The sequence below is a fragment of the Terrisporobacter hibernicus genome (assembly GCF_020809405.1).
GTDB lineage: Bacteria > Bacillota > Clostridia > Peptostreptococcales > Peptostreptococcaceae > Terrisporobacter > Terrisporobacter petrolearius.
Window position 1 is genome coordinate 3463521 of record NZ_CP081135.1, and the last position, 24803, is coordinate 3488323.

Genomic DNA, 24803 nt, shown 5'->3' on the forward strand with positions numbered 1-24803 from the left:
CCTCCTTTACTTCTTGTTTTTTTCTGCCATTTCTAGGCGTTTAAAAATTTCTGCTTTCAGTTGCTCTGTGGAAGTTCCGCCTACGTAATCCTCGCCTATCACTTTCCCTTTTGAATCTACGAATAAATGAGTAGGATAGGCAATAATATGGTCACATAATCCATTCATTAATTTTTTATCTGGTATGAGAGTGGGGATATTATCATTATCTGCCATTAATTCTTTGGCAAATTTTTGGGCTTCTTCTGAGTAAGCAGAATCTTGGCAAACAGTAAATATCCCAACACCTTCTAAGTTTTCTTTTTGTAGTTTAGCAAGATCAGGCATTCCTTCAATACATGGTGAACAGTCGGTAGTCCAAATATCAATAAGAGTTATTTTGTTCTTAGAAAAAACTTCTTGAGTTACAATATTTCCATCTAAATCTTCTGCTTGAAAGTTACTAAGGTCGATATTTTTCATTTTTGCACTAATTTCTTCGTTTAAATTCTTTTCTTCAGCTTGCATTGTTGCTAAATCTGGTTCATTTCTCTCACCTATATATCCAGATATTACAATCACACCACATACAACCACTGTAATTCCAAAAATAATTCCTATTACTTTTCCTATTTTTTTCATAACATTCTCCTTTATTATTCTAAAGTTTTTAATCGCTTGTTTAGTTCTTTCAAATAATCTTCTTCCGTTTTACCACCTAGATATACATCTTGAATTATTTTTCCTTTGCTATCCACAAAGATAGTAGTAGGATAGGCTACAATCTTATTTGCTAATGATTTTTGCAATACTTTATCTGGTATTAATACTTTTACACTTTTGTTTTTGTGAACGATTTGTTTCGCAAACTCAATTGCCTCATCTTTCCATGCCGTGTCTGTACATAGGGTAATTACATTAGTATTTGCTGGCTTGTTTTTAGAAAGTTTATTGATTTCTGGCATTTCTTCTACACAACTGGCACAGTCTGTTGCCCAAACATTTATCATCGTAACTTTGTATTTAGAAAAAATATCCGAAGTCACTTTTTCTCCTAATACATCTTTTGTGTTAAAACCTGATAAATCAACTCCATTTAACATTTGATTCATTCTTTTGCTTGCATTGTTTGCCTGTGGGCTTTTTATTCCGAGAATTTGCACAGAAGGGTTAAAAAATAAGTAACCTTTGATACCTACAAATCCAACTAAAGTGATTATTGCAAGTCCTATTACATATTTAGATGTTTTCTTTTTCATTTTATATTTCTTCCTCCTTTTTTTATTATATTTATATATTACAATTCCGATTTCAAGTTTGTCAATATATATTTATTGTTAAACGATAAATATATTTCGTTTTACGATTATTTTTAGTTTTGTAAAATCTACTTTCTTTTTATTAAGTTTATATAGTAATAACTGGAAAATATTTGAAAATATTGTAAAAAATTACTAAATATACTGTAAATACCAGGAAAAATTTGGTGAAAATGTTTAGTTTTCTTATTGACTTAATGAAATGAAAGGAATATAATTAGCAATTGTCAATGAAGAAAAGGGAGAGAAAAAGATATGGAAAGTACAGTAGAAGCAATTGCAACTAATCATTTAATTTTTATTTTTGCAACAATAGGTATTACAGGAATAGTGCTTGGAAGGTTAAGTGAAATATTAAAAATTCCAGACGTAATACTTTATTTAATAGCCGGAATAATAATAGGACCAGCAGTTTTAAACATAATAAGCGTGCAATCTTTTCCAGTGGAAAATAACCTTATATTAACATTTGGATCAGCATTTATATTGTTTGAAGGTGGAAAAGAAATAAATTTAAAAGTATTAAACAAAGTGAAGGTAAGCGTAGGACTGTTGTCAACAGTAGGTGTTATAATATCAGCTGTTGTAGTAGGTGTAATATCAGGTAAAGTTTTTGGAATTCCAATGGTAACAGCATTACTTTTAGGATCGGTAGTAGCATCAACTGACCCAGCGGCTCTTATACCAGTTTTTAAACAAGTTACTATAAAGGATAAAATAAAACAAACAGTAGTAAGTGAGTCAGCATTTAATGATGCAGTTGGAGCTATATTAGTTTCTACATTACTCGGAGTATTAACTAGTGGTGGATTTTCTGCCCTTGATAGCGTAAAAGAATTACTTGTATCAGCAGGTGTAGGTATTGGCGTAGGTGTAGTAATAGGATACTTATTAACAGTATTTATGTCAGACAAAAAAATAGGAGTATTCCACTCTTATGCACCAATAATGGCATTGTTAACAGTTGCCCTAGCTTATGAAATAGCAACTAAGCTTGGTGGTAGTGGATATATGGCAGTATTTATAGCAGGTTTAATTTCTGGAAATAGAAAATTATTTGGTCTATGGATACCAGAATACGACTTCCAATCAGTACAACATTTTTCAGAAAGTGTAAGTACAATGTGTCGTATGACAATATTTGTAGTTCTTGGAACACAAGTAGATTTAGGGGCTCTTGCAACATATTGGGCACCATCTTTATTAATGGCTTTAGTATTAATGTTTGTAGCAAGACCACTTGTAGTTTTAATATGTACAGCATTTGACAAAGGTGCAAATTGGACTTTTAAAGATAGATTATTTATGATGTGGGTTAGGGAAACAGGAGTTATACCAGCTGCTCTATCAGGGATAATAGTTTCTATGAAAATTCCAGGATATGAAATAATATCATCAGTAGTATTTATGACAATACTTGTTACTTTAATAGTACAAGCTAGTACTACTAAAATGGTTGCAAAAAAACTTGGTGTTTTAGAAGAAAGTGAAGAAACAGACAAAACATCTCAAGTAGCATAGAGTTTAATTTAAAAATGAAATTAAATCAAAAGGCGTGTATTTTCAACTTGGAAAATACATGCCTTTTGATTTTTTACATGTGAATTTTGGACATAATAAGTTATAGCAAGAAAAGGAGACATGGACATATTTTGTCATATGAGTGTATAATAGAAGATAACTATATTTAAAGGAGCAACAAATGAAAACATTTAATCAATTGGTAATAAATGAAAAACTTATAAAAGGACTAGTAAAGCAAAATATAACAGAGCCAACAAAGGTTCAGTCATTAACAATAGAAAAAATAAGAGAAAATAAAGATTTACTAGTAAATAGTGAAACTGGAAGTGGAAAAACCCTAGCTTATTTACTTCCAATGTTTGAAAAAATAGACACAACTATGAGAGAGACACAAGTTTTAGTACTTGCGCCTACTCATGAGCTAGTAATGCAAATAGCAAACCAATCAAAATTATTAGCAGAAAACTCTAATATGGATGTAACTACTTTTGCCATAATAGGAGAAGTTAACATCCAAAAACAAATTAAAAACATAAAAGCAATGAAGCCTCATATAGTAGTAGGAACTGCTGGTAGACTTCTTGATTTAATTCAACAAAAAAAACTAAGAGTACATGATGTAAAGACTATAATACTAGACGAAGTTGATAGTTTAGTAAGTGGTAAAGGCGAAGGAATTGTTGAAAAAATAATAAAAACTACTTTAAGAGATAGACAACTTTTAGGATTTACAGCTAGTTTAGACGAAAAATCTGAAAGTTTCTGTGATTATATGATGAAGGATATGGAGATCATAAAAGCTACTGATCAGTCAGCTATAAACCCAAATATAAACCATATGTACATCTATGGTGACAGAAGAGAAAAGTTCGCAATTCTTAGAAAGGCTTTATCTAGTGCTAAGGCTAAGAGAGCAATAGTTTTTGTAAATGACGAAGATAGTATAGAAGTTATTAACGAAAAATTAAACTATCATAATTACAAAGCTGTATGTATTTCAGGTAAAATGAGTAAAGAAGATAGAAAAAATGCAATGACTTCTTTTAGAAGTGGAAAAGCAGCTATTTTAGTTTCTTCTGACTTGTCTGCAAGAGGACTGGATATACCTGATGTTAGTCATATATTCAACTTAGATTTTCCACCTAGCAAAAATGAATATTTACACAGATGTGGTAGAAGTGCTAGGGGTAATAAAAAAGGTATTGCAATATCAATTGTTACTAATCAAAATTTAAACACAATTAGAGATTACAAAAGACAGTTTAAAATAAATATGAATGCAGTGGAAATAAAAGAAGGTAATTTTGTTGATGTGGACTTTACAAAACTAAAAAAGGAAACAAAAGCAAAAAGAGAAAATAAAGATAGAAAATAAATTAATTTAAAGGAATATGACTTTAATATATGAAAAAAATATTTCTTTGAATTAAGTCAAATTATATTTAATAAGTTTGGAATTAGATTTTATTTATCAAATAATAAGAAAAAAAGTCTATAATTTCTTGTTTTATCCACCACAATACAACAATTTATATATAAGAAAAATGTTACACTCTTATAGAAGAAAATTTATATATACAAATTATTCAACAAAATTAGGGGAAAAGACTAATAGAATAAAAAAGAACAAAGGGGATAAAACAAATGAAAAAAAACGGATTAACTTTTCTTATGATTATGCTATTTTTGCCAATGATGATGACTGGCTGCAAAACTGAAACACCAACAGATGCTGTAAACACATATTTTTCATCTATAAAGAAAAGTGATAGCAAAGAAGCTAAAAAACTTATAGAAGACACACTTTCAGACGAAATACTGAATGAAGAAACTACTGAAACTTCAACAACTAACAAAACACCTGACAAATCTAGTGAATCAAATAAAGAAAGCAAAAATTTAGATGAATCACTAAAAATGTATCTTTCAAAGATAGATGCTAAGGTAGTATCTGAAAATGTAAAAGAAGATAGTGCAACTGTAAAGGTGGAAGTAAAAGCACCTAATTATAGCAATTTATTGTTGGAAGTTATGCAAGAGAGCATGAAAGAAAGTTTAGTTGGAAAAGATGTAAAACAATCTGATGTGGAAAAAAGCTTAGAATCAAAAATAAAAAATAGCAAAGCAGAAACTAGAACTGGCCAAATTAATTTAACTAAAAAAGATAATAAATGGAATATAAAATCTGATGCAGATGTTACAAACTTGCTTCTTGGTGAAGCAGACGAAAAAGAAAGTATAATGTTTAGCAAATAGAAAAAATTCATAATTATATAAATAAAATAGTATTCTTTAATGAGTACTATTTTTTTTGTAAATTAAAACATATGAATAATAAGGAGATTTTAATATACATTTATAAGTTTGCAAGGAGGAAGTTAGGGTGCCTAAAAAGAAAAAAAGGGAAAGCACAGATAGGAAAAGTAATAAGCAATCAAGCAGAAATTGCAACTCAAAAAAAAGTAGCAATTCAAAAAAAAATACTAATTCCAAGGAAAATAATAAGGATAATATAAAGTTTTCTGATTTTAGTTATGCTGAACTTATAGTACTAGCTTCCACATTTTCTTATAGTTTGTTTGAAGAACTTGACGAAGAAGACATAGCTATATACCTCGTTTTTTTAGGTCTTTTATTATCCAATATGCAAGTACTCGTTGCACAAAAAGCAATAAAAGCCAAACGACAAGCGCCTGTAGCAGAAGACTTGGACTTAGAATTAGAAACTGACTTGGAATTAGAGACTGAAATATAATGTAGAAATTGATGCTAATTTTGTAAAAAACTGATACAATTTATTATATAGATATGGAAATTATTTACATATTATATCTAATTCATAAACGGGGGTGGGGAAATGCCTATTACAGTTGAAACATTATATAAAGGAATAAACATGATTTTATTAGCATTGACTCTTACTAGTATGGTTGCATTTGTATTTTCTGCAACAAAAAGTAGATCAACAAATAGTGAAGTTTCTAAATTCTAAAAATAATAAAAATCAACATAATAACTATAATTACACTTGAAATATAAATCTATTTCCTTAAATTTTTATTAATAAGGAAATAGATTTTTTTAATCATAGAAAATTTGTGTATAATATAATGTATAGAAACAAAAATGATAAATGGATAAAAAGAGGTTAATTATGAATAAATATGAAAATATCTTAGAAGGTCAAAGAAGTTATTTATCTAATCTTGGAACAATAGATGTGGATAAAAGAATTAATAATTTAAAAAAATTAAAGAATGTAATAAAGAAGTATGAAGACGATATAATTGATGCATTAAATAAAGACTTGGGAAAACATATATTTGAAGCTTACTCCAACGAAGTCGGGTTTGTTTATGGAAGTATAGACTTTGTTATAAAAAACTTAAAAAATTGGACAAAAGTTAAAAAAGTAAAAAATGATGCAGCACAACTTCCTGGTAAATCATATATTTATAAGTCTCACTATGGAGCAGTACTAATAATAGGGCCCTACAACTATCCATTTCAATTAACTATAGAGCCATTGATTGGTGCCATAGCTGGAGGGAATACTGTGATTATAAAACCTTCTGAATATGCGACTGCAACGGAAACTATAATAGAAAAAATTATTAAAGAAACTTTTGACGAAGAATATATTGCAGTTGTTACTGGAGACTACAAAGTAAATAGTGATCTTTTAGATTTAGAATTTGACTACATATTCTTTACTGGTAGTGTTAATGTTGGAAAAATAGTAATGGAAAAAGCCAGTAAGCACTTAACACCAATAACATTGGAACTTGGGGGGAAATCTCCTGTAATAGTTGACAATACGGCGGACCTAAAAGTAAGTGCGAAACGAATACTTTGGGGAAAACTAACAAACGCTGGGCAAACTTGTGTAGCACCGGATTATTTATTGGCTCAGGAACATATATATGAAGAACTTATAGAAGAACTAAAAAACACCATAGTTGAATTTTATGGAAATGATATTATAAACAACAAAGAGTTTGGCAGAATAATAAACGAAAAACATATGAATAGATTAAACAACATCCTTGAAAATGACAAAGACAAAATTGTAGTGGGTGGAGATGTGGATTTTGAACAAAGATATATTTCACCAACAATCATTAGAGATGTAACTTTGGAAGATAGTGTAATGAAAGACGAAATTTTTGGTCCTATACTTCCAGTTATAAAGTATAAAGATTTGGAAGATATAAAGTATTATATTTCTAAACACAAAAACCCACTGGCATTATACGTATTTTCAGAAAATGACGATTTCAGCGAAGATATAATAAGAAGATTTACTTTTGGGGGAGGGTGTGTAAACGACACCATAAGTCATGTGGCCTCAGCTCATCTACCTTTTGGAGGGGTTGGAACTTCTGGAATGGGTAACTATCATGGAAGGGCAAGCTTTGATACTTTTACTCATACCAAATCAATAGTTAAAAAAAGCACTAAAATAGATATTAAGTTGGTATTTCCACCATATAGGGAAAAAATAAAACTAATTAAAAAAATAATGAAGTAATTTTGTAGTAATCATGATATTAAAAAAGAGTTAAGGTAGAGAAATATATTAATTTCAATACTTTAACTCTTTTTCTATGTACTATTTTAAGTGTGGATTTTAATACCAGTTGGATTTACTAGTATTTCTAAAAAATAATAAATCTAAAAAATTATATCCAAATGACACACCAAAAGACGTTGTTGCAATATGAAATAAATCAATATTTTCAGGTTTTAAAAATAGTGATAATAAACCTAAGAATATAAAATAACATACAGAACCCTTTATAAATTTAATAATTCTGTCTTTTAAATCTTCCTTATTTAAATTTTTTATTTGTATAAGAGTTACTATAAGCATATAAACTAAAAATAATAAAAAGCTTACGAAGTATATAGAAAGGAATTTCTGAATAACTTCGTTGCTAATTTTGCTTTCAAAGATGAAAACTAAAATTAATAAAATAGTCAATGATACTATTATTCCTAGTAAAATTCTATTCAACTTGATTAATTTATCATTTGTCATGGTTACCCCCTAAAATTATGTATTTTCATATAATAATACCAAAAATAGTAAATATTTACAAATAAGCATCTTAAGATGATCAAAAACTTGAAAGGAAAAGGTTAACCTAATTTAGCAAATAGTAAAGCAGGTTGAATATAAATATAATACTTAATAAATATAAAAACTCATGCAAATGTATGAGTTTTTTTGTTTAAATGAACTTTATTATAGATGGTGAAAATGTTGAAATTTAAGGGGAAATAGCAAAAGCGCAATAGAAAAGATAAATATTTTTTAAAAAACACTTTAAAAATCAAAAAAATATATCAAATAATATCGAATTATGGTATAATTAAAAAAATTAAAAAAGAAAGGTAATAATTGATATGAATAAGAAATTATCAAAAGAGGCTTATGGCGGTGTCAATGGTAAAGATTATGTACCATATATAAACGATAAGTCAAAAAAAGGTACAAACCTTGCAGTATTATTAATAGGTATTGTACTAGCAGCACTATTTGCAGCATCTACAGCTTACTCTGGTATGAAGTCGGGGTTAACGGTTGCAGCAGGAATTCCTGGAGCTATTATTGGTTCTATGCTTATAGGAGTGTTCGCTAAATCAAAAGGTATACTTGGGAAAAATATAATCCAAGGTATGTCAAGTGGTGGAGAATCTATAGCAAGTGGTATGATATTTGTTTTACCAGCAGTTATCCTTATAGGAAGTCAAATAACATTCTTAGAAGGAGTAATAGTAGGGGTTGGAGGATGTTTATTCGGTATAGGATGTTCATCTTTAGTTTACAACTACTTAATAGTAGAAGAACATGGAAAACTTATGTATCCAGAGTCAATGGCAATATCTGAGACTCTTGTTGCATCTGAAGGTGGCGGAGATGCTATCAAATTCATGGGAATAGGTTTTGGAATAAGTGGTATTATAAATGTTTTAACAGGATCATTCTTCAATGTAGTTAATAACACTATGACATTCTTAGGAAGTAAGTTCTACAAGTGGAAGTTCTCTATGGAAGTAAACCCATTATTATTAGGTATAGGATTCATAGTTGGTTTAGAAGTTTCTTTAACAATGTTTGCAGGTTCTATATTATCTAACTTTGGGATAGCTCCATTAATAGGTTACTTCACTGATATGGCTTCTAACAACATGAATGCATGGAATGATGCATCAGTAGTTATAAACCAAATGGACGTAAATGCAATATCTGGAAGTTATGTTAAATACATAGGTGCAGGTATGATGCTTTGTGGTGGTATTATAGGAGCAATAAAGCTTATACCAACAATAATTGTTTCTGTAAAAGAAACTTTAAATGCAAGATCTGGTAAAGACGGAAGTTCTGAAGGTAGCTCAGGTGAAATGTTAATACTTATAGCTAGTATGGTTATAGCATTTGTTGCAGCATTTATGATATCTGGAAGTATAAAAATGGCAATAGTAGGAGCAATAGTTTCTCTAATATTATCATTATTATTTGTAATAGTTGCAGGACGTTTAACTGGTACAATAGGAACATCTAACCTTCCAGTATCAGGAATGACAATAGCTTCATTAGTTATATTAACATTAGTGTTTGTTATAATGGGATGGACTAGCAATGCTGATAATAAATCATTATTATTATTTGCTGCATTCATGGTTGTTGCAATATCAACAGCTGGTGGATATACTCAATCTCAAAAAGTTACTTATATAATAGGTGGAAGTAAGAAAGAAATGCAAAACTACTTCGCAATAGCTTCTGTAGTAGGTGTTGTTGTTGTTACAGGAACAATATTATTACTTGCTGATCAATTAGCTGTTACTGGAGCAGATGCACAATTTGCACTACCTCAAGCTAACTTAATGTCTACATTAACTTCTGGTATAATGTCAGGAAACTTACCATGGGTTATGGTAATAGCTGGTGTAGTTATGGCTCTATTCTTATTCTTATTAAACTTACCAATAATGACTATAGCTATAGGATTCTACTTACCAATATCAACTACTTCAATAATATTAGTTGGAGCATTAATCCGTGTAATAGTTGAAAAAATGAGTAAAGATACTGTTGAGAGAGAAGCTAGAGTTTCAAATGGTATAAGTTTATCTTCAGGATTAGTTGCTGGTGGATCTATAATAGGTCTAATAGGAATAATCTTACAAGTATCTGGAGTAATAACTCCTAAAGTTCCAACTGGATTTGCAGCTGGAAATATGATGGCATTAGTAATATTAGTCTTACTAGTTATAACTACAACTGTGCCAATAATGATGTCTAAAATTAAGAAAAATGAAAACTAATCAAGAAATTTTAGATATTATTTATAAAATTTGTGATAATATAGAATATGATGTAAATGAAGATAAAGTAGTTACTATATTTGAAAAACAAGATCATAAGATTCAGAAGTTTTTTAGAAAACTAAAATTTAAAATTCCTACTCATAAAAAAATAGAGTTAGATCAATACAGCAGTGCAGTATTTTTAGAAATAGATGGCAAAAAAACTGTTGAAGAAGTTGGAAAAAAACTTGAACTTAAGTTTGGAGAAAAAGTAAACCCACTTTACGAAAGGTTATTACTTTTCCTAAATCATATTGAAACAAATTGCAAATATATAGAAAAAATTAATAACTAATTAAAAGACTTAAATATTAGATATTGACATAAATAGGTATAAAGCACACTCACAATCAAGGCCTATGGAACAAAGTTACGTTCCATAGGCCATTTTTGTATGTAGGAATACTTCCATAATTTATCATTTTAATATACTGTTTCGTTAAAAAAATATAAAGAAGAAACAAAAAGTTACAAAATATATTGATGACTTTTAATGATAAAAAATAAGGGTATAATAAACATGACAAAAGATTTGGAAGTAAAAATTAATAGAATTTTAGAGATTAAACATTAAATAGAGACTACAAAATATAAAGTATCTGTTAATCAAAAGAATAAAGGTATAAAATGAAGGGAGAAATGAGTATGAGAAAAATAAAAAAAGGTAATGTAATATATCTTATACAAAAGGATAAAAACACAATGGATTTGAGATGCAGCGAGTGCGGTGTTGTTAAAAATGAGTTAGATATTGAAGTAGAGATTGATAAGGTAAGTAATAGGAAAGTATACAAATGTGAATGTGGCTGCAAAACATTTACACCACAAATAGATATAGAAGAATACTACATATAATCACCAAATATCTATAAAAAGGAAGGGATTAAATGAGTAAAACCTACGAAAGGTTAGAATAATAAATGCACCTACAACAAATGTGGGTGCATTTTTATGTTTAACTACTAGTTAAAATTATTGATGAAAAAGAATATGATGAGGGCATATTTAAGTATTATTAATGGAAATAATTATACAAATTTTTATTAAATTCGACAATAATTACTATGATATAATATATACATACAAAATAAGACAAAGGAGGGTAAACATAAATTTTACTATAAACACTTTAATTAAAATGGAAAATAATCTATAAAAAACAGTTTATGATGGGAGTGAATTAAAAATGAATATAGCTATGATATATTTTTCTGGAACGGGAAACTCTAAATATATAGTAGACTACTTAGGTAATAAATTAAAAGAAAACAATCATAATGTTAAGATATATAATATAGAACAAAATCCTATAATACCAATAGATACAGATCTTTTAGTAATTGGTGGACCAATATATGCAGGTAATGTCCCCGAAAAGCTTATAAGATGGGTACTTCGAAATGTACCTGAATCTAGTGCAAATTCCATAGTTTATTCAACTTCTGCGGGGCTTATAAATGCACATGGAGTTGACTCTTTGGCTAAAAAACTTTCTAAAAAAGGATATAATGTTTTAGCTAAAGAAACTTACCTAATGCCTAGAAACTTTTATTTTGGAAAGTATCCTAAAAACACAAAAGATGAAGTTGATAAAATGTTAGAAGATGTAAATAAACAACTTGATGAATTAGTTGATAAGATATGTTTAGATACTTTAAATTCTAAAGAATTTGAAAATAAAGGAGTATTAGGAAAAGACCTATTAGCAGAAACCTTCTCTGTGATGTCTAGATTTATGGGTAAAAGCTTTTCTGTTGATGACAATTGTATAAAATGTGGTATCTGTGTTAAAAACTGTCCTGAAAATAATATTAATTTTGGCAAGGATAAGAATATAAGATTTTCAAATAAATGTATGTTATGTTGTAGATGTATACATAACTGCCCTAAAAATGCTATAAATTATAAAGGTAAAAAGTATGAACAATATTCTCTTTTGTAGATAATTATAAAAATACAATTTCATATACATGTTTAAAGATTAAATTAATAAATGCACCTACAAAAATGTGGGTGCATTTTATGTTTAACTACTAGTTAAAATTATCTTGTTGGAATACAAAAAAATTATATACTATTTTAAAAAAATATTGTATAATTATCTCAAATAAAATCAATATTGGCAAATTTAGAGAAATCTAAAGACGCAAAGCTAAAGGGGCTAAGGTTAATAAACTATGCCAGCCAGTTGCCGAAGAATAAAATTCTTTGCTTAAAAACATTCTATAAAATTTGTATAGGTGTGTTTTTGTAATATTCAAATGGCAACTACCCTTTAAAGGGTAGTTTTTTATTGTCGTAAATTATTCTAGGTTTGGTACAACCCTTAGTTTTGAAAAACTTAAAAAGAGAGGGAAATACTTATGAGGAAAAAAGTTTCAACGTTAGTTTTAGCATCTATTTTAAGTGCAAATATAGCACCTACTATAAATGTCTTTGCTGATGAAGTATTAAAAGAAGAAGCTAAAATTATTGAGGAAAACGTACTAAGCACAGCTAAAGTAAGTGATTTTAATCTGGAAAATTATTCTAACTTCCAAGAATACAACTCAAAATATAGACTTAAAAGAGATGAAATTAAGTCTATATCCAATAATGGCAAACAATATGCATCAAGTTCTTTGGATAAAGCAATTGATGGTAATTTATCAACTCACTGGGAAACTGGAATTGAAAACAGTTCAACTTTTAAAAATGAAGTCGTTGTAGAATTTAATAATGTGGAATCTATAGATAGAATAGGTTATGCAACAAGACAAGATGGGGCTAAAGGAAAAGGATATCCAAATAAATTTGAAATTTATGCATCTGTAAGTGGGGACAATGAAGACTTCAAATTAGTATCCACAGGTAGTAGCTCTACTTCAAGAGATATGATGGAGTTAAAATTTGATAAAATAACAGCTAAAAAAATCAAATTCGTATTTAAAGAAGCTAATCAAAACTGGGCAAGTGCTTCAGAGTTTTGGTTTTATAGAGAAGATAAATTATTAAATAAGTTAAATAATTTATTTACTGATGATAACAAAAACACATTAAATTCAGAGTTTAATACACTTGATAAATTGGAAGCATTAGAAAATGAAAGTAAATTACATCCATTTTATGATGATTTCAAAGAAGATTTAAGTGATGCAAAGATTATTCTTGAAAGTGGAGAATTTGATTACTCAGACTCTAAAGTGTCTAAATTCTTAAGTTCTGAAGATGAAAGATTAAGTTCCTACGACAATTCTTATAAAATAAAACAAAGTGAAGTAAAGTCTATAAGTGCAAATGGTGGACAATATTCAGATATGAGTATAAGTAAAGCTATGGATGGAGACTTCCAAACAAGATGGCATTCTGGAAAGCAAAATACAGATGATTTTACAAATCAAGTAGTAATAGAATTAAATGAAATAACTACTTTAAACAGGTTAGTTTATACACTAGGAGTAAGTAGAGGATTTGCACAAGAATTTGATATTTATGTTTCAAAAACATCAAAAGGAGATACTTTCCATAAGATATCTTCAGGAACATCTAAAGTTACTAAAGATTCTGTAGAAATAAGATTTAATCCAGTAGATGCAAGAAGGATTAAATTTGTTTACAAAAATGGATATGAGAACTGGGCATGTGCCACAGAGTTTGGATTATATAAACAAGACAAGACAAAAGAAAAAGTTGAAAGACTATTTACAGATAGTACAATGAATACTTTAAGTGAAGAATTTAATACACTTGAAAAAATAGTAGCACTAGAAAATCAATGTAAAGAACATATTTTATATGATGATTTTAAAGAAGATATAGAAAATGCAAAAGCATTATTAGAAGATGGAAATATAGAAGCAACAAAAGCACAAGTAAGTAAATTTGATGTTTTCTATACAGATTACAAAGAAGCATATGATAATACATTTAAAATGGATAATTCTAATATATCTAGTATAAGTACAAACGGTGGAAACTATGGTAGTTATGTAAAAGATAGAATGATAGATGGAGATTTAAAAACTTTTTGGGAAACAGGAAAACAAAATAGTGACTCTTTTGATAATGAAATAGTATTTACATTAAAAGAAGCTAAGGTGTTAGATAGAATGAGTTATCGATCAGCAGAAAATACTATAGGATTTGCTGATGAGTTTGAGATTTATGCATCTCAAACAACAAAAGGAGATACTTTTAAATTAGTAAGTAATGGTACTGCGAGAAGAACCAGTGATATGCTTGAATTTAAATTTGAGCCAACTAAATTTAAAAGAATTAAATTTGTTTATAAAAAATGTAATGCTAATAAGGCTTCAGCATCAGAAATAATGTTTTATAGTGAAGATCAATTAAAAGATAAAATAAAAAATGTATTTACTAATAGATTAATGAATGAATTAAGTCAAGAGTACAATACTTTGAAAAAAATAGAAGAATTAGAAGAAGGAGCAAAAGTTCACCCATTAAAAGAGCAATACCAAGAAATAATAGACTTAGCGAAAAGTTTACTAAATGACCAGGATAGTGCAAACACAAGTCGTATAGTAACTGGGGTTCAAAGGGGTCACTATACAACAGAGTCAGGAAAAAGAATGGTAAATGGTGCAGCATATATATCTATGGAGTCTTTTGGAAAATATGTAACACCAGGTGAGGAAATAGTTGTTTATTTAGATGCAGACCCAGATGGAAAATTACCAGAACTATGGTTTGGTCAAGTAGGTAAAGTCATAGATGGATGGACAAGACGTATTAAGCTACAACCGGGTAAAAACACAATTAAAGCGCCAACAAATATGAACTGTGCAGCTGTTTATTTAAGTAATCAAGCAACAACGAAAGAGCAAGCTTATGCTCCTAGGGCAAGAATGGTTGGAGGGACATCATTCCCAACTTACTTCCATGGGGAGACTGATCCACAAGAGTATAGAAAAGAGCTAGAAGAATATGCAAAGAAAGTTGAACTTTCAGATTCATCTTTCACTAATGGGAATCCAGAAGGAAAAGTATTTAATATAGCAGAATTTGTATCAGATAATGTAGTTATAACAACGTCTGCGTTAGGAGCCTTAGAAGGTTTAAAATTAGCAGAAGAACAAGACTTAGACATATCAGATACTATGACACAATGGGAAAAGATGTATGAATTATTCCAGACTTTTATGGGATTAGAAAAAGATGCAGATGAAGAAAAGGACAGTTTCTTCCCTAATAAATTTGTAGCTAGAGTATTCCAAAACGTACCTTTTGGATTTGCTGCCCATGGATATACAGGATATCTAGGTAGTGATAATGCGCAGCGTGATGGTGGATTCTTTAAAATGATAGCAGCTCCACCAAATATGAAAGGCAATGACAACTGGTGTTATACTCATGAATTTGGTCATATACTCAATACAAAATATATAGTTGATGGAGAAGTAACAAACAACTTATATGCCCAAGAATATAGAAGAATAAATGCAGATAAAGGAATAAATGAAGATAGAGGCAGTTGGGATGAAATATTTAAAAGATTTAATGGAGCAAATGAAGAATATGCAATGCATTATTTTGAAAGATTAGCAGTACTATCTCAATTAAACATAGCTTATGGGTATGATGCTTATGCAAAAGCTTCAAAAGCAGTTAGGGATAATACAGATTTAATAAAATCAATAAATGGTTATGATGTTCAAAGATTATCAGTTGCTTATTCATTAGGATTAGGTGTTAACTTACTTGATTTCTTTGAAGGATGGAATTATAGTGACATAGAAATTACTGATCAGATGAGAGATGCAGTAAAAGATTTACCTAAGCCTAATAAAAAAATAGAATATCTACATGGTGGAGCTTATGATTATGAAGGAGATGGATTTACTAAAGATATAGATGTTAATGTTAAGTCTACTTTAGGCGAAGAAGAAAATACATTATCATTAAAGCTTAGTGTTGATAAAAATAATCAAGATGATGTTTTAGGATATGAAATATTAAAAGATGGAAAAGTTGTAGGATTTACTAAAACAAATTTATTTACAATTAGGGAATATGATGAAACAGCAGATTATACTATAGTTGCTTATGCAAAAGATTTAAGCACAGCACAAGCAATAAATAGTAAATCACAAAAGCCAACTTTAAGTATAGAGGAAAATATAACTTTAAGTATAGGAGATAAATTTGATGCAAAAAAATATGTTACTGCACTAGATTACCAAGGAAATGTAATAGAAGATATTAAAGTGGATAGTAATGTTGATACATCTAAAAAAGGTAATTATGAAGTTAAGTATACTGTTACTCACTCAGATTTAACAGTAGAAAAAACTATGAAAGTTAGTGTTGTTAGTAAGATAACTTATGCTTCAGATGTACAAGAAACTTCATATAAAGTAGGTTGGGGGCAACTTGGAAAAGATAAGGCACCAAATAACACAGCAATAGAACTAGATAGACAAGGTATAGTAACCACATATACAAAAGGTCTAGGAGCACATGCTAATTCTGAAGTTGTGTATGATGTAGAAAATTATGATAAATTTGAGTCATATATAGGAATAGATCAATCTATGAGAGATAACCCAAATTCTTGTGCAAAATTTATAATTTATGCAGATGGAGAAAAAGTTTATGAAAGTAAAAAGTTTACATCTAACAGGGACCACGATTTTGTAAGTATAGATTTAGAAGGTGTAAAAGAATTAAAACTTGTTACTGATGGGTTAGGAAGCAATGGCGCTGACCAAACAGTATGGGCAGATGCTAAATTTATAAATAACAATACTAAACCAATTATAAATGCACAAGATGTAACTACTGTAAAATTAAATAGTAAATTTGATATAAGAAATGGAGTTACAGCGAAAGACATAGAAGACGGGGATTTAACTGAGTCAATTGTAGTTGAGGAAGGAAACTTAACAACATCTAAAACAGGTAAATACAAAGTAAAATACATTGTAACAGATAGTAATAATAATACTACAACTAAAACTAGGGAAATTCTAGTGTATAGTGGACAAGATTACGCATCTGATACGAAATATACAATACAAAAAAGTGACTGGGGTGGAATAAAAAATGATAAAGCACCAGCAGGAAGCGCTATATCTGTTTTAGTAGATGATGAGGAAACTACTTTTGGAAAAGGTATAGGAGCTCATGCTAACTCTGAGATTACATTTGATTTAAGTGATAAAAACTATGAATTCTTTACATCTCGTATAGGATTAGATGGAAAAGAAAGAGGTAATACTAATGCATCAGCTAAGTTTAAAGTTTTAGTAGATGGCAAGGAAGTATTTGAGTCAAAAACATTTAAAACAAATGATGATTCACAAGTTATAAATATACCTGTAAATGGAGCTAGTGAAATAAAACTTATAACAGATCAAGCTAATAATAATAACGCTTCAGATCACACAGTATGGGCAGATGCCAAGTTTTTAGTGACTAATTCTAAACCTGAAATTACTACAGAAGATGTACAAATAGAAGTAGGACAAGTTATAGATATAAATAAAAATGTTACTGCAAAAGATGCAGAGGATGGAGATTTAACTTCTAGTGTTGAAGTAATATCTAATAATTTTGAAAAAAACAAAATTGGAAGATTTGAAGTAGTTTATAGAGTAACAAACTCTGACAAAAACACTACTGAAAAAACTAGATATATAACTGCTTATGAAGTTTTTGATGTGAAAAAATCTAAGTATTTAGGTTTTGACAATTTAGAACAATACAATGAACAGTTTAAAATACCAGTATCATCTATAAGTAATAATGCAGGTAATTATGGTAGTGATGTTATAACCAAAGCTATTGATAATAACATAGACACTCATTGGGAAACAAATAAACCGAATAGCAATACATTTAAAAATGAAGTAACATTTGATTTAGGTGAAATGCAAGAGATTAGTAAAATGTCTTATGCAGCTAGAAGAGCTGGTAAGGGATTTGCTACTAGCTTTTCAATATATGTTTCAACTAAGGCAGAAGGAAATGACTTTATTTTAGCTGGTAAAGGAAATTATAATGGAAATGCTAGTGATGTTGTAGAGTTTGACATAAATGATACTACTGCAAGAAGAGTTAAATTTGTATTTGACAGTGCAATAGAAAACTGGGCAAGTATGGGAGAAATGTCATTTTATAAAAAAGATGAACTAGCAGATAAAGTAGCGAGTATGTTTACAAACTCAAACAAGGAAGAAGTAACAGAAGGTTATGATACTTTAGATGAAATAAATGCTTTAAAAGAAGAGGTTGCATCACATCCAGCAAATGAATTATTCCAAGCTGATTTTGATAAAGCAGAAGAATTAGTTAGAGCTACTTTTCCAACTTTGAACATACCGAAATCTCAAAGTGTTAAAGTGGGAGAAACTTTAGAAAGTTTAATAGGAAAAATAAGTGCTACAGATACTAAAGATGGAAATATAACATCTAAAATTAAAGTAACTGGAACTGATAAGGTAAACTTTAATAAAGTTGGTGAATATGAGATAACTTATTCAGTAACAGACAGTGACAATAACACAGTAAGTAAAGTTCGTAAAATAAATGTGGTAGATATGAAAGATTTTAAATACTTAAGTGACTATGATTGGAAAAGCGCAAACTCAGGATGGGGAACTGTAAACAAAGATAATTCAGTAAGTTCTAATGTACTTAGATTAACTGATGAAAAGGGACAAACAGTTAATTTTGAAAAGGGTATAGGAACTCATTCTACTTCTACAATAGTATATGATTTAAGTGATAAAAACTCTGTAAGATTTACTTCTTATGTTGGTGTTGATAGACAAATGTATAATAGTCCAGGTAGTATTCAATTTGAAGTTTATGTAGACGGAGAAAAAACATTTGATAGTGGTGTAATGAATTCAACAACTCCTATGAAATTTGTAGATGTAGACATAACAGAGGCGAAAGAGTTAAAACTTATAGTTAAAGATGGTGGAAATGGAAATGGATCTGATCATGCTACATGGGGAGATGCAAAACTTCACTATGTAAATGAGAATAGTGTTGATAAAACATCACTTTAAAAAAGACTTGATTATGCACATACACTAGATATGAAGATGCAGTAATTTATGCTGATAAAATTTAAATCACAGTGAGTAAGAGGGGGGGCACAAAAATGTGCCCCCCTTTTAAATCTTTAGAATAATTACATCAACCCAAGTTATATATGGTTTTGTTTACAAATATAATTATTTACTATATTTTCCATTTAAATTATAATCTATTATATATTAAAGCTAAAAGGGGGCAAACATGAATTATAGCAAATTATTTACAGTGAAAACCACTATGGCAAAGGAAGATTACCATAAGTTTTTATACATATCAACACTTTTAAAAAGCAAAATGATGATGATAGTTATGGTATTATTTACTGCTATTATATCTGGTCTAATTTTTTATAGTGAAAATCAATTTGATTTAATAGGATTTATATATTATTGGATTATATTAATGATTGTAGCAATTTTAGCTACTATATTAAAAATCGAAATGAAATTTAGACGAATAATAAAAACTGATAAAACAGGGTCACTGGATTCAGAAGAAGTATTAGACTTTTATGAAGATTTTTTAATAGTAAAAAGTAAAGTATTTGAAGGAGAGATAAAAGTTAAATATGCTCAATTTTACAAAGTATTTGAGTCAAAGGATTATTTTATAACTTATTTAAATGTTAATAATGCAACCTTAATAAGAAAAAAAGATATGGAAAGTGAAATTATTGATAGCTTAAGGTCTTTATATATAAAAAATCTTACAAATAAATATAAAAGAGTAAATATATAAATTAATATGAAAAAATCCAATAGTTGACATATTGGATTTTTTATTTGGTAATATATTAAAATTGTGATTTAGAAAACAGAAGTAAATAATAAGGAATTTATGACTATAATTGTTACCATAATCGTAGATAGTATTTTACCAACTTTTGAGCCAAAGTCCTCCTTAAATTTATAACCCAAAATTAATGATGGAATAAAAAATAATAAAGAATAAAATATTGTATAATGAGTTCCACTATTGCCATTAGACCATGCTTTTAGACCAATATAAGTTAAGATATTATCTCCTATACGGAGATTATTAAACGTAAAACTAAATAAACAACCAACAATAAATAATAATAAAGAAAGTGAACCTATTCCAATTTTCTTTTTTTTCACATTAATCCCTCCAAATATAAATATTTATATGACGTAAATTTCATACAATATGTTGATTTAAAATATATAACAATTGTGTACTTGTTTTTATTATAGCATTTTTAAAAATCTGCAATGTTATCAAAAGAAGACGTTAACGCTTATATACCAAAGTAAACTTAAGAAATTGGCTCTTGTCTTTGCTAGATGAAGGGCTTTTTATTTAATCCAAAGACTATAGTATGATATTATATATATGAAGTTATTTAAGTTTTTAGATAAAAATTCTAGGGGGGGATTAACTATGAATACAGCAACATTTCTAGAAATATTAACAGTAGCAGAAAAACTAAAATGCAATACTAGACACTCATGGACATCCAGTGGACGCCATGAAAGTGTGGCAGAACATAGCTGGCGTATTGCATTAATGGCATTATTAATGCGTGACGAATTTCCAGACATTGATATGGACAAGGTAATTCGTATGTGTTTGATTCATGATTTAGGAGAAGCCTTTACTGGCGATATTCCTGCTTTTGAGAAAAAAGAAGAAGATAGTGAAAAAGAGGATGAGGTATTCTTCAAGTGGATTGCAAGTTTCCCGAGTCCTTACCGTGAGGAATTCACAGAACTTTTAAAGGAAATGAATGAACGTAAGACTGATGAAGCTAAGATTTACAAAGCTTTAGATAATTTAGAGGCAGTTATTCAGCATAACGAGGCGGATATTAGTACTTGGATTCCATTAGAATATGACTTGCAGCTTATTTATGGTGCAGATAAGGTGGAATTTTCTCCTTACTTAAAAGAGCTTAAAAAAGAAATAGACAAAATAACAACACAAAAAATATCTCAAAAGAATGAATCTTAGTTAGAATAATAACAGAACTATATAACAAGCAAGGATGCTAATTTTGGTTATTAGTTCAAGTTATTGTGAATGAAGATGTGGAGAAATGATTATTATGACTAAAAGAGTAGTATACTTTATAATTACAATAGTAGTAATGTTAATGGGTTTATTATCGAGAAAATTTATGTTTATATTTCCAAGCAGCATTGCTCCATTTGTAGGAGACATGTTGTGGGCTATGATGGTTTACTTTGGTTTTAGGTTCTTGTTTCCCAAGTTAGATCTGTTAAAAAACTTCAATATAGCACTTATTTTTTCCTTTACAATAGAAATAAGTCAGCTATATCAGGCAAACTGGATAAATGCCATACGAAAAACTACTATTGGAGCTTTAGTACTTGGACATGGTTTCTTATGGATGGACTTAATAAGCTATTTTATAGGGATTACAATTGCTGTAATAATAGATAGATTTTTAAATTATACTAAGTAAGTGAGAGGGGGTGCACAAAAATGTGCCCCCCTTTTTAGATTTTTAACAATTCCTCATAAGTAAGTATTTCACTTAATATTATATGTTAATATATTTAAAACCTATTAGAATATATAGTTGGTATAACTTGATACGAGGTAATAATTTGAGTTATTATTATATAAACAAAAGTTAATTAAATGAGAGCTATAAAAGGAGATATATATGGGGAAATCATGGAGTGGGTTAAAAAAAGAATTAGAAGAAGAGTTTTTGTGTGAAAGTTTGAGAGGTCGTGTTCATTATTTTTTGACACATTATCGTTACGCACACGATGACTATGGAAGGTTTTGTGTTAGAGTTGATAAAAATGAATATGCTAAAGCAAATCCATTTACATACTATGTAAAGGGATATTACAAATTGGAATGTAGGACTAAAGTAGAGCTTGATGTGCCAGATAGAGAATGGACTGGTGATGGATATTTATATGAAGAAGAAAACAAAGTTATTGAAGATAAATTTATAGAGATGTCAATAAACAATGGAGATTTTGATATTTGCGATGTTACTGAAGCAATTAGAGAGTATAAAGGATTACCTATTGAAAAAAGTATTGCATCTGAAAATCCAATAATTAGAATGTTTGCTATAATGGATAGACGTATAGGTAAAAGAACACTTAGAAAATTAGCAGATCAAGTAGACATACAGCCAGAGTGGCTACAGTTTTTTTATAAACTACGTTTAGATTCTGAAAAAAAATATTCTTCAGAGATTATATTTGAAGAAAATAGATAATTTAAATTAAACAGATTTATTTTACTTTTAGACCAATTAATATAATCATATTTATATCAAGGTGGTGAGAGCATTATTTATTTTGAATTTAATAATTTTTATATAAACTTAATTGAGAGTAAAGACTTAAATGATATTGTAAGAATATATAACTCAAATAAGCTTTTTTTAAAAAGTCACATAGGTAAAGAAAGTATAAGTACAAAATGGGTACGTGATGAATTAAAGATAATGAAAAATGAAGGGTTTTACTCATGTAAAATTGTTCAAAAAAATTCAAATGAAATAGTAGGTATAATTGATTTTAAAGTAGATAAAGAAACATATTTATCATTGCTTATGATTAATAGTAATCTTAAAGGCCAAGGTATAGGAATAAAGGTATATGAATTATTTGAAATGTACATAAAGTCAAGCAATAGTACTAGCTTAAGAATTGATGTTGTTACAAATTATGATAAACGTGTTCTTGATTTTTGGAGAAAAAATGGTTTTGAAAGTATAGAAAATATAACCTTAAACTGGAATGAAAAATTATTACATGCTGTTGTTATGAAAAAAGGTTTATAGCAAATTTATACTGTTGAAAGATATATTTCTAAGAACTTGGCATTATGATTCAAACAACAGATTGATTAAAAGTTATGCATATGTTATTATTATTGATAATTAAATAATACGATGCTTATTCTTATCCCCGGGTAAGAGTATTAAAAAGCACTGTGTCTTTTCCCACTAGGGCCTTTTTAAGGAGGGATTAGACTGGGTGCTTTTATGTTTTTATAGGGAGTTTAAGTAGAATGTAGATGGAGGTAAATTTATGAATTGGAAAATTAAAGAATTTAACGAACTTAATATAGAAGAGATATACAAAATTTTAGCATTAAGAAATGAAATATTTATTGTAGAACAAGAATGTCCCTATTTAGACTGTGATGATAAAGATTTAAATTCCTATCATTTATTTTTGAGAGAAAATGGAGAAATAGTTTCATACTTGAGAATTTTAGAAAAAGGAGTTTCTTACGATGAAATATCAATAGGAAGAGTAGCTGTTAAGAAAAGTTATCGTGGAAAAGGAATTTCAAGAAAAATGATGCTAAAAGCTATTGAATTTATAGAAAATAATTTGTCTGAAAATACTATAAAAATTCAGGCACAAGCATATTTACTTGATTTTTATAGCAGTCTTGGGTTTAAAGCTGTTTCAGAGGAATATTTAGAAGATAACATTCCACATATAGATATGATATATAAAAAATAAATATAAAATTGCTTAGGAAATTTAAATTAAAGTTGATATATATGATGAAAATAATGTAGAATTTTAAGTAGGATTAAAAGAAAGGGCATTAAATAAAAAATTATTATCTTTATTTAAAAAAGGGGAAGTTATTATGAAGTTTTTTACAAAAGAATATCAAAGGGATATGGGAAGAACTGACATATATATGCTAATGAGATCTACAAAAAAAGCAGAAAAATTTGATGAAAAATACTACCAAGATTTATACAAAAAAGAATTGAAAAACTTCTTACAAGAGCAAAAAGAAATATGCGAAATGACAGAAGAAGATGAATTTGATGAAACAGATTGGGATGAAATATCTGTTTTGGATGAAGAAGGTAATATGGTAAGTGTTAGTGAATTTATGTCACAAGAGGAAGTAGAAAAACTTAGAAATAGCATACTAGAAGAAGAAAGAGAAGCAGCAGAAAACTTTGAAATAGAAGAATATGATGAGGTAAAATTGACAAGTGAATTTGCCCAAAGTCATAAGTATGAAATAGAATTTTTAAAAAACAATTTGCCAAAAGATATTTTAGATGATGTGGCAGATATAAGAGTCTTGGCTCTTAATAAGGCATCAAAAAATATTAAAAAGAGAATAGAAAAATATTGCAAAGAAAATGAAAAAACAACAGAAAAAGTAATGAAGGATTACTTTAATTACTTTAAAAAGGTAGAAAAGCAGATTCCACAGAAAATCCTAGACAATTATGATTTTCATGACTGTGAGATTTTAAGTGTGAAAAAAGTTGGAGATGATATTGTCTTTGATCTTGATAATAGTGGAGGTTTTACAGATATAAATAAGATAATTTATAGAAATGGCCAGATTATAGAAAATAATTTGGAGGAAAATTCATACTGGATCTACGATGAAATATATAAGATAGATGATTTATATGAGTTTCACATAGGGATAAGCAGCAACAACGAGTATGAGTACGATTATATAACTTTGAGAGCAAGTGATGTGGATTTTGAGTAAATTATTGTAAAAACCAACATTTTAAGATACAAATATTTGGTGAGAATATATTGC

The 24803-nt window shown here is 28.6% G+C and carries 22 protein-coding genes and 1 riboswitch; of the genes, 18 read left to right on the plus strand and 4 right to left on the minus strand.

What is annotated here, in order from left to right:
* Positions 1-6 precede the first annotated feature (6 nt).
* Together JW646_RS16755 and JW646_RS16760 are read right to left on the minus strand one after the other, a co-directional pair.
* A complete protein-coding gene (locus JW646_RS16755) occupies positions 7-621 on the minus strand; it encodes a TlpA family protein disulfide reductase (protein WP_228415731.1) in 615 nt (204 codons plus the stop codon).
* A 14-nt stretch (positions 622-635) separates the two neighbouring features.
* Positions 636-1238 carry a TlpA family protein disulfide reductase gene (locus JW646_RS16760; RefSeq protein ID WP_148556566.1) on the minus strand — a complete coding sequence of 201 codons (603 nt, stop codon included), beginning with the start codon at positions 1236-1238 and terminating at the stop codon, positions 636-638.
* A gap of 315 nt (positions 1239-1553) precedes the next feature.
* On the opposite strand from JW646_RS16760, the gene JW646_RS16765 reads away from it, so the two are divergent.
* The 6 genes from JW646_RS16765 (at position 1554) to JW646_RS16785 (ending at position 7353) form a co-directional block, all read left to right on the plus strand.
* Positions 1554-2819, plus strand: a complete 1266-nt coding sequence (locus JW646_RS16765) for a cation:proton antiporter (RefSeq protein WP_148556567.1) — start codon at positions 1554-1556, stop codon at positions 2817-2819.
* Between the two features lie 181 nt (positions 2820-3000).
* Positions 3001-4197, plus strand: a complete 1197-nt coding sequence (locus tag JW646_RS16770) for a DEAD/DEAH box helicase (protein ID WP_228415732.1) — start codon at positions 3001-3003, stop codon at positions 4195-4197.
* A 269-nt stretch (positions 4198-4466) separates the two neighbouring features.
* Entirely contained in the window at positions 4467-5078 is a 612-nt protein-coding gene (locus tag JW646_RS16775; RefSeq protein ID WP_074916150.1) for a DUF4878 domain-containing protein, read from the plus strand.
* Between the two features lie 127 nt (positions 5079-5205).
* Complete coding sequence (locus tag JW646_RS16780) at positions 5206-5577, plus strand: hypothetical protein (RefSeq protein ID WP_074916151.1); 372 nt, start codon at positions 5206-5208, stop codon at positions 5575-5577.
* Positions 5578-5679: 102 nt separating this feature from the next.
* Entirely contained in the window at positions 5680-5814 is a 135-nt protein-coding gene (locus JW646_RS20160) for a hypothetical protein (RefSeq protein ID WP_255701437.1), read from the plus strand.
* A gap of 162 nt (positions 5815-5976) precedes the next feature.
* The gene (locus JW646_RS16785) at positions 5977-7353 is read left to right on the plus strand and encodes an aldehyde dehydrogenase (RefSeq protein WP_228415733.1); all 1377 of its coding nucleotides are present in this window, start codon (positions 5977-5979) and stop codon (positions 7351-7353) included.
* 99 nt (positions 7354-7452) lie between these two features.
* Here JW646_RS16785 and JW646_RS16790 read toward each other — a convergent pair whose 3' ends face one another.
* Positions 7453-7863 (minus strand): hypothetical protein, encoded by a 411-nt coding sequence (locus JW646_RS16790; RefSeq protein WP_228415734.1) that lies wholly within the window; start codon positions 7861-7863, stop codon positions 7453-7455.
* Between the two features lie 368 nt (positions 7864-8231).
* Here JW646_RS16790 and JW646_RS16795 point away from each other — a divergent pair, with 368 nt between their 5' ends.
* The 6 genes from JW646_RS16795 (at position 8232) to JW646_RS16820 (ending at position 19985) form a co-directional block, all read left to right on the plus strand.
* Entirely contained in the window at positions 8232-10157 is a 1926-nt protein-coding gene (locus JW646_RS16795; RefSeq protein ID WP_074916156.1) for an OPT family oligopeptide transporter, read from the plus strand.
* Complete coding sequence (locus JW646_RS16800) at positions 10147-10494, plus strand: PqqD family peptide modification chaperone (RefSeq protein WP_074916158.1); 348 nt, start codon at positions 10147-10149, stop codon at positions 10492-10494. Before JW646_RS16795 ends, JW646_RS16800 begins: the two co-directional genes overlap by 11 nt.
* A gap of 350 nt (positions 10495-10844) precedes the next feature.
* The gene (locus JW646_RS16805) at positions 10845-11054 is read left to right on the plus strand and encodes a hypothetical protein (protein WP_074916160.1); all 210 of its coding nucleotides are present in this window, start codon (positions 10845-10847) and stop codon (positions 11052-11054) included.
* Positions 11055-11385: 331 nt separating this feature from the next.
* Positions 11386-12141, plus strand: coding sequence for an EFR1 family ferrodoxin (locus JW646_RS16810; RefSeq protein ID WP_074916162.1), 756 nt, complete (start codon positions 11386-11388; stop codon positions 12139-12141).
* 169 nt (positions 12142-12310) lie between these two features.
* Positions 12311-12395, plus strand: a riboswitch (cyclic di-GMP riboswitch).
* Positions 12396-12562: 167 nt separating this feature from the next.
* Entirely contained in the window at positions 12563-19216 is a 6654-nt protein-coding gene (locus tag JW646_RS16815; RefSeq protein ID WP_228415735.1) for an NPCBM/NEW2 domain-containing protein, read from the plus strand.
* A gap of 232 nt (positions 19217-19448) precedes the next feature.
* Positions 19449-19985 carry a YcxB family protein gene (locus JW646_RS16820; protein ID WP_074916166.1) on the plus strand — a complete coding sequence of 179 codons (537 nt, stop codon included), beginning with the start codon at positions 19449-19451 and terminating at the stop codon, positions 19983-19985.
* 68 nt (positions 19986-20053) lie between these two features.
* Here JW646_RS16820 and JW646_RS16825 read toward each other — a convergent pair whose 3' ends face one another.
* Complete coding sequence (locus tag JW646_RS16825; protein WP_139216743.1) at positions 20054-20365, minus strand: hypothetical protein; 312 nt, start codon at positions 20363-20365, stop codon at positions 20054-20056.
* A gap of 283 nt (positions 20366-20648) precedes the next feature.
* Between JW646_RS16825 and JW646_RS16830 the strand changes: the two genes are divergently transcribed.
* From JW646_RS16830 to JW646_RS16855, 6 genes are all read left to right on the plus strand, one after another.
* Complete coding sequence (locus tag JW646_RS16830) at positions 20649-21218, plus strand: HD domain-containing protein (RefSeq protein ID WP_074916171.1); 570 nt, start codon at positions 20649-20651, stop codon at positions 21216-21218.
* Positions 21219-21312: 94 nt separating this feature from the next.
* Positions 21313-21693, plus strand: a complete 381-nt coding sequence (locus JW646_RS16835; RefSeq protein ID WP_074916173.1) for a ribosomal maturation YjgA family protein — start codon at positions 21313-21315, stop codon at positions 21691-21693.
* 204 nt (positions 21694-21897) lie between these two features.
* A complete protein-coding gene (locus JW646_RS16840; RefSeq protein WP_228415736.1) occupies positions 21898-22473 on the plus strand; it encodes an SF0329 family protein in 576 nt (191 codons plus the stop codon).
* A gap of 195 nt (positions 22474-22668) precedes the next feature.
* Positions 22669-23043: a GNAT family N-acetyltransferase gene (locus JW646_RS16845; RefSeq protein ID WP_331478093.1), complete on the plus strand. Its 375-nt coding sequence runs from the start codon at positions 22669-22671 to the stop codon at positions 23041-23043.
* Positions 23044-23293: 250 nt separating this feature from the next.
* Positions 23294-23737: a GNAT family N-acetyltransferase gene (locus JW646_RS16850; protein WP_228415738.1), complete on the plus strand. Its 444-nt coding sequence runs from the start codon at positions 23294-23296 to the stop codon at positions 23735-23737.
* A 133-nt stretch (positions 23738-23870) separates the two neighbouring features.
* Complete coding sequence (locus JW646_RS16855) at positions 23871-24749, plus strand: DUF4085 family protein (RefSeq protein ID WP_228415739.1); 879 nt, start codon at positions 23871-23873, stop codon at positions 24747-24749.
* The last annotated feature ends 54 nt before the right edge of the window (positions 24750-24803 follow it).

Coding starts and splice junctions, on each gene's coding strand:
- JW646_RS16755 (WP_228415731.1), bottom strand. CDS start 621: ATGAAAAAAATAGGAAAAGTAATAGGAATTATTTTTGGAATTACAGTG.
- JW646_RS16760 (WP_148556566.1), bottom strand. CDS start 1,238: ATGAAAAAGAAAACATCTAAATATGTAATAGGACTTGCAATAATCACT.
- JW646_RS16765 (WP_148556567.1), top strand. CDS start 1,554: ATGGAAAGTACAGTAGAAGCAATTGCAACTAATCATTTAATTTTTATT.
- JW646_RS16770 (WP_228415732.1), top strand. CDS start 3,001: ATGAAAACATTTAATCAATTGGTAATAAATGAAAAACTTATAAAAGGA.
- JW646_RS16775 (WP_074916150.1), top strand. CDS start 4,467: ATGAAAAAAAACGGATTAACTTTTCTTATGATTATGCTATTTTTGCCA.
- JW646_RS20160 (WP_255701437.1), top strand. CDS start 5,680: ATGCCTATTACAGTTGAAACATTATATAAAGGAATAAACATGATTTTA.
- JW646_RS16785 (WP_228415733.1), top strand. CDS start 5,977: ATGAATAAATATGAAAATATCTTAGAAGGTCAAAGAAGTTATTTATCT.
- JW646_RS16790 (WP_228415734.1), bottom strand. CDS start 7,863: ATGACAAATGATAAATTAATCAAGTTGAATAGAATTTTACTAGGAATA.
- JW646_RS16795 (WP_074916156.1), top strand. CDS start 8,232: ATGAATAAGAAATTATCAAAAGAGGCTTATGGCGGTGTCAATGGTAAA.
- JW646_RS16800 (WP_074916158.1), top strand. CDS start 10,147: ATGAAAACTAATCAAGAAATTTTAGATATTATTTATAAAATTTGTGAT.
- JW646_RS16805 (WP_074916160.1), top strand. CDS start 10,845: ATGAGAAAAATAAAAAAAGGTAATGTAATATATCTTATACAAAAGGAT.
- JW646_RS16810 (WP_074916162.1), top strand. CDS start 11,386: ATGAATATAGCTATGATATATTTTTCTGGAACGGGAAACTCTAAATAT.
- JW646_RS16815 (WP_228415735.1), top strand. CDS start 12,563: ATGAGGAAAAAAGTTTCAACGTTAGTTTTAGCATCTATTTTAAGTGCA.
- JW646_RS16820 (WP_074916166.1), top strand. CDS start 19,449: ATGAATTATAGCAAATTATTTACAGTGAAAACCACTATGGCAAAGGAA.
- JW646_RS16830 (WP_074916171.1), top strand. CDS start 20,649: ATGAATACAGCAACATTTCTAGAAATATTAACAGTAGCAGAAAAACTA.
- JW646_RS16835 (WP_074916173.1), top strand. CDS start 21,313: ATGACTAAAAGAGTAGTATACTTTATAATTACAATAGTAGTAATGTTA.
- JW646_RS16840 (WP_228415736.1), top strand. CDS start 21,898: ATGGGGAAATCATGGAGTGGGTTAAAAAAAGAATTAGAAGAAGAGTTT.
- JW646_RS16850 (WP_228415738.1), top strand. CDS start 23,294: ATGAATTGGAAAATTAAAGAATTTAACGAACTTAATATAGAAGAGATA.
- JW646_RS16855 (WP_228415739.1), top strand. CDS start 23,871: ATGAAGTTTTTTACAAAAGAATATCAAAGGGATATGGGAAGAACTGAC.